The 13,100-nt window shown below is 44.7% G+C and carries 9 protein-coding genes; 6 read left to right on the top strand and 3 right to left on the bottom strand.

Annotated features, from left to right (window positions below):
- Positions 1 to 192: 192 nt before the first annotated feature.
- Positions 193 to 759 carry an alkyl hydroperoxide reductase subunit C gene (ahpC, locus tag ACJJIQ_RS04615; protein WP_445363836.1) on the top strand — a complete coding sequence of 189 codons (567 nt, stop codon included), beginning with the start codon at positions 193 to 195 and terminating at the stop codon, positions 757 to 759.
- Positions 760 to 845: 86 nt separating this feature from the next.
- Here ahpC (ACJJIQ_RS04615) and ACJJIQ_RS04610 read toward each other — a convergent pair whose 3' ends face one another.
- From ACJJIQ_RS04610 to ACJJIQ_RS04600, 3 genes are all read right to left on the bottom strand, one after another.
- Positions 846 to 2,039, bottom strand: a complete 1,194-nt coding sequence (locus ACJJIQ_RS04610; protein ID WP_445363835.1) for an MFS transporter — start codon at positions 2,037 to 2,039, stop codon at positions 846 to 848.
- Complete coding sequence (locus ACJJIQ_RS04605) at positions 2,036 to 5,392, bottom strand: Gfo/Idh/MocA family oxidoreductase (RefSeq protein ID WP_445363834.1); 3,357 nt, start codon at positions 5,390 to 5,392, stop codon at positions 2,036 to 2,038. The genes ACJJIQ_RS04610 and ACJJIQ_RS04605 overlap by 4 nt, the downstream gene beginning before the upstream one ends.
- A gap of 90 nt (positions 5,393 to 5,482) precedes the next feature.
- A complete protein-coding gene (locus ACJJIQ_RS04600) occupies positions 5,483 to 5,668 on the bottom strand; it encodes a hypothetical protein (protein ID WP_445363833.1) in 186 nt (61 codons plus the stop codon).
- A gap of 112 nt (positions 5,669 to 5,780) precedes the next feature.
- Between ACJJIQ_RS04600 and ahpC (ACJJIQ_RS04595) the strand changes: the two genes are divergently transcribed.
- From ahpC (ACJJIQ_RS04595) to ACJJIQ_RS04575, 5 genes are all read left to right on the top strand, one after another.
- Positions 5,781 to 6,347, top strand: a complete 567-nt coding sequence (gene ahpC, locus ACJJIQ_RS04595) for an alkyl hydroperoxide reductase subunit C (RefSeq protein ID WP_444884410.1) — start codon at positions 5,781 to 5,783, stop codon at positions 6,345 to 6,347.
- A 76-nt stretch (positions 6,348 to 6,423) separates the two neighbouring features.
- The gene (ahpF, locus tag ACJJIQ_RS04590) at positions 6,424 to 7,974 is read left to right on the top strand and encodes an alkyl hydroperoxide reductase subunit F (RefSeq protein WP_445363832.1); all 1,551 of its coding nucleotides are present in this window, start codon (positions 6,424 to 6,426) and stop codon (positions 7,972 to 7,974) included.
- 1,332 nt (positions 7,975 to 9,306) lie between these two features.
- On the top strand, positions 9,307 to 10,284 hold the full coding sequence (locus ACJJIQ_RS04585; protein ID WP_445363831.1) for a right-handed parallel beta-helix repeat-containing protein: 978 nt from the start codon (positions 9,307 to 9,309) through the stop codon (positions 10,282 to 10,284).
- Between the two features lie 498 nt (positions 10,285 to 10,782).
- Positions 10,783 to 11,736, top strand: coding sequence for a NosD domain-containing protein (locus ACJJIQ_RS04580; protein WP_444916741.1), 954 nt, complete (start codon positions 10,783 to 10,785; stop codon positions 11,734 to 11,736).
- Positions 11,737 to 12,088: 352 nt separating this feature from the next.
- Complete coding sequence (locus ACJJIQ_RS04575) at positions 12,089 to 13,021, top strand: hypothetical protein (RefSeq protein ID WP_445363830.1); 933 nt, start codon at positions 12,089 to 12,091, stop codon at positions 13,019 to 13,021.
- The last annotated feature ends 79 nt before the right edge of the window (positions 13,022 to 13,100 follow it).

Genomic DNA, 13,100 nt, shown 5'->3' with positions numbered 1-13,100 from the left:
TTGGTCCCGAGTATCCCCGATGTAACCAGCGACCTCAAATTGGTACGGATTGCAGACTAAATTATCGCCAGGCTGCCTAGATAGCAGAAAACTATCTCAGATATTTAAATTGTTAATTTCTATTATTGATCGCCAGCCAATAGCATAAACAGCATCAAAGTTAAGAGCCAGGCACCCAATAAGGAGCTAACCATGTCCCGCTATATCGAATCCGAACTCAAGCCGTTTAACGCCAAAGCCTACCAAAATGGCGAATTTCACGATGTAAATGACTCTGACGTCAAAGGTAAATGGGCCGTATTCTTCTTTTACCCCGCCGACTTCACCTTTGTATGCCCCACTGAATTAGGCGATCTGGCAGACAACTATGAGGAGTTTAAGAGGCTGGGTGTAGAGATCTACTCAGTCTCCACAGACACTCACTTCACCCACAAGGCCTGGCACGATTCCTCTGACACCATCGGTAAGATCCAGTACCCGATGATCGGTGATCCTACCGGTACCATTACCCGCAACTTCGGTGTAATGATTGAGGAAGAAGGCATTGCCGACCGTGGTACTTTCGTAATCGACCCGAAAGGCCGTGTTCAAATTGTGGAAATTACTGCTGGCGGTATCGGCCGCGATGCCAGTGAGCTGCTGCGCAAGATCAAAGCTGCTCAGTACATCGCTGCTCACCCCGGTGAAGTTTGCCCAGCGAAATGGAAGGAAGGTGAGGAAACCCTGGCCCCCTCTCTCGATCTGGTAGGCAAAATTTAAGTCTTCCCAAGCCCTCACAGGATTGGAACTGGCCTTGCCCGCCCTTTTGGCGGGCATTGTCGTTAATCAAATATTGCAAATCGGTGTTAATGGCTTCTTTGCTTCGCAATAAGTGACAAAAGCAAGCAACATACAACTCCTCCCAAGAGGAACACGGGAACTACAAAGATTGCGGTTTGTATTCCGTAACTTTCATCTAACCACCCCACCAAAGCATGCGCCAGAATCAAGAAAATTCCCCCCATACCTAAGGAGAATGAAACTGTAAAAGGGGGATTCTTACTACAATCTGTCAACCATTCCATGGCATAAGGAAACAAGTAGGATAGTGTCAATCCGCATACTGGGAACCATAGTGGGCTCACCCAGTAGCCCAGAGAAAATACGGCTGCTGTCGATAAAAAGGAGACTATCAACCAGAAAAAAGCACTTCCCTTCAGCAGGATAAAAGTGAAGGCCACTCTCCCTAAACAAAGCAATCCGAAAAAGATTGAAAGCAAAATATCCGCCTCAACGGCCCAATGCCCTCCCCTAGCTTCAAGAAACAGCACCATCCTACTCGCCAATATATGTTCAGCGCCGTTGTAGGCAGAAACAATAAACCCACCACCAATTGCGATCCACCACTCTTTCGGTTCTTTATCTTGTTGACTTGTCTCTTTATAGGCGCCAGGGTTAAAAGAACTCCCATTTTTCCTCAGTTTTCCTTTTCTTCTTATTAATCCAGACAAGATAAAAAATAATATGCTTGCTGCTATCCCCCCAAACAAATAGAAACCGCCCTCCCATCCAAAGTGAAATTTATATAACAACCCGGGTAACAAAGGAGACAATATGGAGGCCACCCCATAGGTACTATGTAATCCACAATAACCTTGACGAGTTAAGTTTTCAGGCACAAAAAGGGGTATTGCCACATTAATCAAAACCATGCTCCCTCCGGCACCCAAACCAAAGAGGAAGCTACCCAGAATAAGCAGGGTAAACGAGTACAGATATCCAGAAATACCTGAAAGGACCGACCCTACCCCCATAAAAACTACGAATAATGCTAACCCAGAGATCACTCTGATTTTTTTCACCCAGAGAGTCCCTGACAAAGTCATAAGTAAGGCAGAAAAAGTGGACAGGAAGAAAAAGGTGGAGCCCTTTGTTGGGGAAACAGAAAAAAAATCTAAAATTTTGGGGTAAATTGGAGCTTTATAGACCTCTACAAAGCCCAGTAAGAATAGAGCCCCATAGCATGACAGCAATCCAAACCAATAGATGTTGCGTTTCACGCAGCCCTTCTTTTGATATATTGATCACACTCTTCAATCATTCGGATTGCTTGTATAGAATCGGCAAGAGGAAGATCCGGTGATTCTATGAAGTTTTTTTCAATACATAATTGAACGGCCTGAGCCTCATAATAAAGACCCTCAGAATTTGGATAATTAAACCTACCTCTTATTCTCGGTAACGGGAATTCGTACAACTTAGTCTCATTATCTGTTCTGCGATCCCCGGTGATCTGCGTCACTGACACCCTAGTTGGACAATGTGCCGGGGCAAACACTTTTATCCGCCCTTCTGTGCCATAGATTTCCAACTCTTCCGCACCCTCAACCAGATGACTCCAGGAAACTACAGCTGTTGATCCACTATCGAAGTGCGCATAAATGAGTCCGGCACCATCCTCCTGGAAACCGTAGTTATCCAGCACCCCAGAGAACTCCAGGTCTGATATCCCCCTACCCAATACCATCAGCGCCGTGTGGACAGGATACACACCGGCATCCATACCAGCTCCCACCTTCCATTTTGGAGACTGCAACCCTTCATCCTTGCGCAGATCAAAGCTCAAATCTGCACGAAGCTGGCTTACCTTACCTATATTTCCAAGACTAATAATATCTCTACAGTATTTAATAGCAGGGAAGAACCTCATCCACATCCCTTCCATGCAAAACAGCTGTTTTTTATTGGCAAGCTCTTTAATCCTTACAGCATCCTCAACTGTTAACGCCAGAGGTTTTTCAATAAGAACAGGCTTACCTGCCATTAATGCTAATTCAGCATGTTGTCGGTGTAACTCGGGGATAGTTGCAATATAGACAATGTCAATATCAGGATCAGAAACAAGTTCCAGGTAACTGCCATAAGCCCTACTTGCTCCATGACTATTCGCAAACTCTCTCGCTCTATTAAAATCCCTGGAAGCTACAGCAAACACTTCTGAGGAATCCAGGTAATCGAGGACTAATGCAAAATCATTTGCTATTCTTCCACAGCCTATAAATCCCCAGCGCAGCCTTCTCAATGGTAGTTTTTTAGCGCTTTGATGACTGGTCAAGTCTAATTGCTTAGGTAAATACTCCTCCTCTGCTATTTCATCAGGATCCAATATGAGCTCTGGATAACGAGTAAGCCTTTCTTGCAGGTCATACCAAGCGCTCTCCAGGTGGTTCGCCTCTATCTTATTGACCCAAATACAGTTTCCTAGAGGGGCTGGGAGAGGCGCTCGCAAAGTACCGGAGCGATGAATCGAGATCTGTTTTATTGCCGTCTTGTATACATCCAGGCTCAGCCCTTTGACACTAGCTGCAAGTCCCAGCTGCACGTAAATTCCAAACAGTAACTCAACGTCTGCGTTAGATATCAATCCCATTTTTTCAGCTACCAGCGAAGTAAACAGGCAATCAATGCCCACAGCTTCACCATGCATCAACCTAAAAGCCTCATCACGCTCCAACCAGCGGGATAACGTATGTCCAAAGTCCATTGGTCTGGATAAGTTCTCTTCTTTTAAGTCTCCCGCAATACTATCCAGCATGGCATCAATACAATTTATCAGCAGTTTATAGGATGCATCTCCCGGCAGGCCATCAGGTTCTAAGAAACTATTTTCCAACAGAGTGGCACCCTGAGCTGACAAGGTATCGAGCACATCCTTATTGAATACCACTCCAACCTTAATCATTTCACCAATCGCACTTTTTAATACCCGCTGTGGATTAGTTTTCAAGAAAGAGGGATCAATAATGGTATGCAAGGGACAATGAAAAGCACCAATCCCATTCTTAATATTGTGGTTCACACTGACTTTAATGCCGATAGAGGAGTCAATCATTCCCATTAGAGTCGTTGGAATACGTACCCAAGGGGTATTGCGTCGCCACACCGCACTGACAAACCCAATCGTATCGGTTACCGCCCCTCCGCCCATAGCTAAGATTGGCTCCCTGTAGCGAAGAGGATTTACCTTCCATATCTCATCAATCATACTGATAAGACTATTAATATTTTTTGACGGTTCGCCACCCTTCATAACTATCGGGATGAACTCAATCCCCATGGACTCTTGCCACTCTATAATACCCTTTCCATAGAGTTCCCATACCTTGTCATCAACACAACAAATAATTCTGTTCTGCGGCGGTCTTAGAAGTTCTATAAGGAATTTATTACCAGGATTAAAGAGCCCATGGTGGTACCAAATTCTTTGGTTCGTTGGAGCCTGACAAATAGTGTCTGAAATTTGTACGATAGAATGATGGCTTTCATCTTCTCTTAATTGAGCCTTAATACCGGGCTCTATCGCTGCGGCTAATTCGAGAACACCACATGCATGAAGCAGTCGCGGTAGGCTCAGGTATTTCTCATCATCGCTATCTAGAATGGATTCAATAAACAGCCGCTTCAGATTATAATAATCTCGCTCAAACAAGTAACAATACCACACCCCTCCCTTTTCTTTTCTAGTAAGTTCAAGTGCCCGATCAAGCACATCTTCCATAGCCTGGCGAATAAAAATAGGCCTACCTCTAAGTCCTTTTCGCATCACTATGCAGCTTTCGACGCCCTCACAACGGGTAGCCAGAAAAGAGAAGCTTACTCCCAAGTTAGTTTTTAGCGTAAAAGATAGTTTCTTGAAGTCTTCAATATCAGCGAAGCGCTTTTGTACTGTTTCATCTCGATTCACCACTACATCAATAATATTGTGAGGAGCAAGGTTCCACTTTGCTATACAGAGTTCAAGCTCATGGCAGCATTGGTTTAGCAGCATACCTTCGGAATTTTGCCTAAAAATGCTTTCCAGGTTGGATTCCGGATGCGGGTTGTGATGAATGAATCCGACACTCCTGGACTTCAACTTCCATTGCTCGTTAAGCCTCTCGGCTCTATCCACGTAATTTGCAATATGCTTTTGATAGCCAACAACAACATTTACTTCATTTCTGTCGGCGATCCTTTCCATTTCACGTAGCTTTTCCAGCGAGTCTGCACCAGGTTTTTCAAGGTATATATTCCTATATCCTTTATTAACTACCCATTCAAAAATCCCCTTCGCGAGTGGAGTCCTCACAGAGATAACAACCAAATTTTTTAAGGAGGGATGCGCATCAGGTATTTGCTCCACCGAGGAAAAAGTTTTGAAATCGCCATACTGAGCTTTTAGCCTTGCCATCTCATTTCGGAAAACCATCCCTTTTTCAGATGACTCGACATCACTGGAAAGCCAATACTCTTCAACAATCGCATCTACCACTACATTTCGCATATTCATTAGCTGAGACAAATGCAGCCATCCGATTGACTCCCCAGGCAGACCGACACCTACCACCGTGACATGCACCACATTCTGGTTCATAGCGGCAACATTTAACCTCACATCCGCTGGCACTTCCCAGATCGTCAGAACTGGGCTTGCACTTCTAACTTATTGCTAATGTGCGCTGATTTACGACTCAACTCTTTTTTGATGCCTGAGGGTATAGACCGCGATCAACACTTCGATATGTCGTCTTTGCGGCTCAATAGACATCAGGACGCGCCGATAAGGCTTCACCTGAAGGCTATCGCTTTGCAAAGCCATTAAATAGCGACTAATCACCCAATCAATCAAATAGCCAACAACGATTGCCAAAAGCTATCACACGCATTTACATTAATAATTTTTATCAAAGGCTGTCGACCGATAGTATAGATCCCACTTCCAAACAACGACCGACAAGACAGTGATGAATAAGGAGCTATCCATGTCACGTTACATCGAATCCCAGCTGAAACCCTTTAACGCCAAGGCTTATCAAAACGGCGACTTCTTCGATATCAGCGACGCCGACGTTAAAGGCAAGTGGGCCGTATTCTTCTTCTACCCCGCAGACTTCACCTTTGTCTGCCCCACTGAGCTAGGCGACCTGGCGGACAACTATGAAGAGTTCAAGAAGTTAGGCGTTGAGATCTACTCCGTATCTACCGATACCCACTTCACCCACAAAGCCTGGCACGACTCCTCCGACACCATCGGCAAAATCCAATACCCGATGATCGGCGACCCCACTGGCACCATCACCCGCAACTTCGGTGTGATGATCGAGGAAGAAGGCATCGCCGATCGCGGCACCTTTGTAATCGACCCAGAAGGCCGCATCCAAATTGTCGAGATCACTGCCGGCGGAATCGGCCGCGATGCCAGCGAGCTGTTGCGCAAGATCAAAGCTGCCCAGTACATCGCCGCTCACCCCGGTGAAGTCTGCCCGGCCAAGTGGAAAGAAGGCGAAGAGACCTTAGCCCCCTCCCTAGATCTGGTAGGAAAGATTTAACCCAAATACCTCTGACCCGGCCCATCAAAAGGTGGGCCACAACTAAGCCTTAAATTGTTAGAGAAAGGACACACCGATGTTGGACGCAAACCTGAAAAAACAACTGGACACTTACCTGCAGAATATCGTCAAGCCGATCGAGATTCGTGTGTCCACAGATAACAGTGAAAAATCCAAAGAGCTGGAAGCCTTGGTAGATGAAATCTCCGGACTCTCCAACAAAATTACTGCACAGCAGAGTCAAGCCAAGCGCACGCCGAGTATGGCCATCGCCCCTGCCGGAGAGGAACCCCGGGTTAGCTTTGCTGGCATTCCCCTGGGACATGAATTTACCTCACTCGTACTGGCACTGTTGCAAGCGGGGGGCCATCCCTCAAAAGCAGACCCGGAGCTACTGGAGCAGGTACGAAACCTGAAGGGTGAATTCCACTTTGAAACCTATATCTCCCTCTCTTGCCAAAACTGCCCGGATGTCGTCCAAGCGCTGAACCTGATGGCAACCCTCAACCCAAACATCACCCACGAAATGATCGACGGTGGCCTGTTCCAAGAGGAAGTTGAAAAGCGCAATGTTATGGCTGTACCTGCGGTTTACCTCAATGGTGAACACTTCGGCCAAGGCAGGATGTCCCTCGAAGAGATTGTTGGAAAACTGGATACCGGCGCAGCCGAGCGTAAAGCTGAAGAACTGAATGAAAAAGCACCCTACGATCTTTTAGTGGTAGGGGGTGGCCCAGCTGGCGCAGCGGCTGCTATTTATGCCGCTCGCAAAGGCATTCGCACTGGCATAGTGGCAGAACGCTTCGGCGGCCAGGTAATGGATACCGTAGGCATCGAGAACTTTATCTCTGTACCTTATACCGAGGGCCCCAAGCTCGCAGCCAGCCTTGAGCAACACGTAAAAGAGTATGGTGTCGATATCATTACCGATCAACGCGCAGCCAACTTGCGACGCAACGAAATGGTAGATATCAAACTACAAAGCGGTGCGACCCTATCCAGCCGCTCAGTAGTATTGGCTACCGGTGCCCGCTGGAGGGAACTGGGGGTTCCCGGCGAAGCCGAGTACCGCACCAAGGGTGTAGCCTACTGCCCCCATTGCGACGGCCCCTTCTTTAAAGGTAAGCGCGTAGCCATTATCGGTGGCGGCAACTCGGGCATCGAAGCAGCGATCGACCTCGCCGGAATCGTCGAGCACGTCACCGTACTGGAGTTCGCCGACAAACTACGTGCAGACGAGGTACTGGTACGCAAGGCTCAGTTAATGGACAACATCGATATTATCGTCAATGCCCAAACCACTGAAGTCCTCGGCGATGGTAACAAAGTGAACGGCCTGGCCTATACCGATCGAGAGAGTGGTGAAAATAAGCAGGTCGAACTGGCTGGTGTTTTCGTACAGATTGGCCTGGTCCCCAATACGGAATTCCTTAAAGAAACCGATGTGGAGATGAATCGCATGGGCGAAATTGTGATCGACGAGCGCGGCGCAACTTCAGTCCCCGGCGTCTACGCCGCCGGCGATGCGACCACTGTCCCCTACAAACAGATAGTGATCTCTATGGGTGCAGGTGCAACTGCTTCGCTGGGCGCATTTGACTACTTGATTCGATCTTCGATTGACTAGCCCTTAAGCAAGCACAGGTCGGCACTTTGCCGACCTGTGCTTAAACAATTAAGTGCACAATAAACTTTCACTGGCCCCAATTTAAGATTTAGGATACTTCCAAAAGTAACTTAGTGTTTAAACACTGACTCTAACCCTCCCCATTAACTTCAGGGATAGGCCCTCCAACACCTGAATTGCCCTATACTTTGATTTTCACCTACTTTTCAAAGGTATACCCTCTATTCGCTGGCGACTAATCCCACTCATTAAAGAAAGCCATCTAAGTAAGATAGGTAAAGCTGGCAGATTAACTTCCATATAGATCATGTAGATGCCCAACTTAAATAGCTGTTACACCTTTCTAAAAGAGTCTTGAAGAATTAGGCGATGATTAACAGCTTCACCGTCATCTTTGGTTTTTCCGCATTCATCATTACTTTTTTTCTCATTCATAAATCTCTTCACATAGTTATTAAGAGCAGCTCAAAGGACAACATCGATAAAGTATGCCAGCTAATTTTGTACACTATTTTAGTCATATTTGGCGCTATCGCACTATATCAAGAATACGAAAGTATCGGCAAAATTGGCGCAACCAGATTTTTTCGACTTGCATTGCTGTATGGCGTATCAATGTATGCGTTTGAGATAATCTTCTTACAGATAAGTCGATTTAATCAAATACATCATATCTACTACATTATCCTTGGGATGATATTCATATACCAAGATTATTATCTTGCAATATTTCCTGCTATCTATTTTGTCGAGCTAACCGTTATTTTTGATCTAATCAGCTTTCTCACACGGAAAAGCAAAACTATAGGCTTTAAATTTTACGCTTTTTCGCTAATGGTTCACGGCTTTGTCTGGTCAATACCTTTATTTCTTTTTTATCTGATTCTTCAAGATGGATTCCCCAACGATACCTTTTTAGATTCCATTCTTCTCATTGCACTTTCTATAACCTTTCTTGCGTCAATCGGGCTCGCCAACAAAGCACCTACACTTATTACCAAGTTTGTTAAGTACCAAAGGGACAAATCTCCCTAGAAATAAAGAAAATTGTACTCGCATCAAACCGATCCGCTTCCAAAATTCTGGCCAACACCTATATAAGACGCCCAACTTCGCATACAGAAACAGCAATGGAAGGTGTGGTTTCACATGCCACTTTAGCTCCATATTTACAACAGAAACTAAACCTCTTCCTTTGATTTATATATATTATTAACAAACAGAAAACCAAGCCGATAAATTCGATAGAATATCAACCGGAATAACTCATTCATTCCCACCCCCGAACATGTGCCCACTATAAAAATTTAGTTTATCGACCTGGGAGCCCCCATGAAGAAGCCAAATTTAGCGCTATTTCTCAGTCTATTATCTGCCCTTGGATTACCTTTAGCCTCAAACAGTTTTGCTGTGAGCTGTGGCGACACGATTACTACCCAGGAATCCCTCACAGAAGATCTCTCTTGCGAAACCAATCCAGCCCTCACAATCGACGGCCCCGGTGGCGGGCTGAACTTAAATGGGTTTACTGTTACCTGTATAGAACCATTACATGAGGGCATCTATCTAACAGGGCTAGCTGCAAGCCTGTTTGATGGTGTAATAGACAATTGCAATGACTCAATAGCACTTACGGAAGATGGTGTTCATTTTGTCAGTGATATTGAGATTAACAATCTTGTAGGTGTGGGCGTACGTATTGAAAGTAACAGTAATTTTGTTACCGGCATCGTGATACCTTTTAATGGTACGCAATATGCAATAGGCATAGAAACAGCTAATCCCGCAAGCCTCAATCAGATCACTGGAAATTTTCTAGAGTTCCCGGGATTTTCAGGAATATATATAGAGGGGCGAAGCAATACAGTCACCGGAAATGAAATTCTTAACCCTGGTGATTTTGGCATAGCTCTTGATTCCGATGGAGGGAGCAACTTAATCCTACTTAACACTATAATCAGTGACAGTAAAGCGAGAATATTCAACACTCTCAATGGCGATGGAGATGTGGGAATATCTGTAAGTTCAGATTCAAATCTCATTTCTCAAAATAGTATATCGAACAGCACCACTGGAATCAGAATCAACAACAGTGACAGCAATACCGTAAGCAGCAATGAAGCTGACAATAACATTGACTATGGCATAGTGATCGAGGGAACTAGCGCAGAATTCAATAACATTTTATCTAATACAGCCAATGACAATGGTATATTCGACCTTTACTCCCCTGATGATCCGAACTGCACATCTTCGAACAACTGGATTGGCAACATCTCTACAACCAACGATCCCAACTGTCTGGACTAAATATTCACTCGATTACATTCACACTCCCTAATTTACAAGCAATAGCTGAGTAGTATATCGCTGGCTAACAAATAGCATAAATAACCAGGGAGCCTCTGAATAGCTCCGTGATGCCTCTGGCATACAGAGCGGTTCACAATCAAGGCGTTGTTGCGTAGGGATGTCTAGACCTTCCAAGAAGTCGCAACGCGAAGTGTGAACCGCTTTGCATGTCAAGAGATAAAACCTTCAGCCATCCTGTCTGTCTACACCTAAGAAACCCCAACAATAAATAGCGCCCTAGAACAGACAAACAGCCCACTTAAAGGCGTAGTAATAGATTCATATTAGAAATAGCCCTTAAGCCCTCCTCTATCATTTAAATTAAGTATTATTAAAAATCATTAAAACAACTAAATATTGCAGGGGGAACACTGATATATCCTCACGAAATTCACCCAGACTAAAAAACTGCCTATCTAAGGTATCCGCAATAATTACTGACATGGTAAAAACCCTATGAAAAAACTAACAATAGCCCTTTGTTACATCCTTTTAACAACCGCCGCAATATCAACCTCTATTAATAGCTATGCCGTTACCTGTGGAGGCAGTATCACTACAGCGGAGACGCTAACTGAAGATTTAAATTGCACTACAAATTTTGCATTCAGCATTGTGGGTCCATCAGGCAGCCTTAATATGAATGGCTTTACCGTTACATGCCCTCTCACAGCAAATAATGGTATAGTTCTTGGTGGGTTTTTTGCGAGAATATCCTCAGGGACTGTCGAAAACTGTAATAATAGCATTACATTAACAGGAGACGGCTCCCACCAGGTTGTAGATGTTGATATTGTTAACCCTACCTCTACTGCATTATTTGTTAGAAGCGATCACAACTTTATCTCCGGTGTTCAGATACAGTCGAACGTCCCTGACTCTAACTTTGGTATACGAATTGAAAACAATGATTTCAACCAGGTTTTCGGAAATACTGTTGATGGTATGGATAACGTTGGCGTGCAAATAGAGGGGTCTTCAAATAGTGTTTCTGGCAATATAATCACCAACACCTCTGACACTAATGGCTCTGGTGTTGGTATATCTATTGAACCTCCTGGCAGCTCCAACATAGTTACATCAAACATTATCGATCAGAGTGCAGGTGAAGGCATATTAACATTTGAATCAGATTCAAACCTTATATCTCAAAATGTAGTAACAAACAGTCTAACCGGCATCGCAATTGATAATGCAGATAGCAATACAGTCACTATAAATAGCGTTAGCGATAATACGGATTATGGAATATCTATTGAGGATGCAAATGCTAGTGGCAATAACATTTTATCTAACTCATCACTAAACAATGGGATTTTTGACCTTTACTCCCCCGATGATCCAAGCTGCACCGCCAATACTTGGTTAGGTAATACTTTTGTTACCAGCGACCCTTCATGCCTGAATTAAGCGAAAAGATTACTCAATCTAAGGTTTAGTTTGAAGACGATAATAAAGCTCCATATCGTCTTCTTACATAATTACCAACGCAACTTTAGGATTTACATTGAATTGGAATGCTACGCCTTTATCAACAGCATCACTATTTATTTATCAGTTTTTAAAAAAAATAAGTAAAACCTCCCATTAAACTAATGTCCCACTAAATCAGCACTTACCTCTCATAGCGCCTATCTAGGCCATCTATCAAACTCATACTTGTATCAACCCCATTCACAAGGAGTACGTGCCAGATTGTCGGCCAAGTTCCGACGATCAGGCTAGTGAGCGGTGATTGATACGACCTCAACCTTGAAATGCAATGGAAAACGACATTGGTCGTACAGTCTCATCACTAAAGGAGTTTATGATGAAGAATATTGCACCTCTAGCCGCCAGTATTGCCCTGGCAATCATTAGCCAGGGCGCTATCGCCGACACCAATACTGCAACGGTTTACCAAGAAGGTCTTGGGAACACTGCAACAGCTGATCAAAGTGATCCAACCGCCACAAACAATACCATCAATCAAACTCAGATCGGTGATAACAACACCAGCTATGCGGAGCAATCTGCTAACAGTGATGGCGGCACAATTATTCATAATCAAACTGGCGATATGAATACCGCCGAGTCCTATCAGGATAACTCTGTAGGCGCCTATATCGAGATCAATCAGGGAGACAACAATCAATACGTTCTCACCATCCAGTCATTTATTGACGGTAGCACCATGTCCATTACTCAAGATGGAGATGGTCACAGTGCAACCTTAACTCAAACCAATAGCACTGATGATGTTATTGTGGTGAATCAGGCTGGGGTAAACCAAACCGCAGTTGTAACCCAGTCACTGACATCAAACAGTGAAGTCCATGTAGATCAACTCGGCGACTCCAACCTGGCGACCCACAATCAAGTCAATGGAGACTCCAACTACTCCTACTCATATCAGGACGGTACTACCAATACCCTTAATGTGATTCAAACCAACGATGATCACGAGAGCAACCTCTGGCAAATTGGCGACAACAATGTGGCCATTCATAGCCAGACGGGCTCTGATCACTACGCACTGACCGAGCAGCTCGGGACTTCTAACTTTGCCAATATTACGGCAACGGGTATTGGTTCTTCCGCTCAAACTTACCAGAATGGTGTGGGTAACGCCCAAACGACAACACAAATTGGCGATGCGCAATCCGCTATTGCCAATCAAACTGGAAACGCAAACGTAGGTGTGATTCTACAGTAAACGCTTCATCTCGCAGTGCTGCCCATAAATGGGCAGCACACATGGACTCATTGGCACCGAAAGATCATCTTCCAAAGAG

It is taken from the genome of Microbulbifer maximicatervae (SeqCode) (genome assembly GCF_052468295.1).
This window is presented reverse-complemented; position numbering and strand designations above follow the sequence as displayed.

Excerpts from the sequence above, each read along its gene's own strand:
- ahpF (WP_445363832.1), top strand. The coding sequence starts at position 6,424 with ATGTTGGACGCAAACCTGAAAAAACAACTGGACACTTACCTGCAGAAT.
- ahpC (WP_445363836.1), top strand. The coding sequence starts at position 193 with ATGTCCCGCTATATCGAATCCGAACTCAAGCCGTTTAACGCCAAAGCC.
- ACJJIQ_RS04605 (WP_445363834.1), bottom strand. The coding sequence starts at position 5,392 with ATGAACCAGAATGTGGTGCATGTCACGGTGGTAGGTGTCGGTCTGCCT.
- ACJJIQ_RS04585 (WP_445363831.1), top strand. The coding sequence starts at position 9,307 with ATGAAGAAGCCAAATTTAGCGCTATTTCTCAGTCTATTATCTGCCCTT.
- ACJJIQ_RS04580 (WP_444916741.1), top strand. The coding sequence starts at position 10,783 with ATGAAAAAACTAACAATAGCCCTTTGTTACATCCTTTTAACAACCGCC.
- ACJJIQ_RS04575 (WP_445363830.1), top strand. The coding sequence starts at position 12,089 with ATGGAAAACGACATTGGTCGTACAGTCTCATCACTAAAGGAGTTTATG.
- ahpC (WP_444884410.1), top strand. The coding sequence starts at position 5,781 with ATGTCACGTTACATCGAATCCCAGCTGAAACCCTTTAACGCCAAGGCT.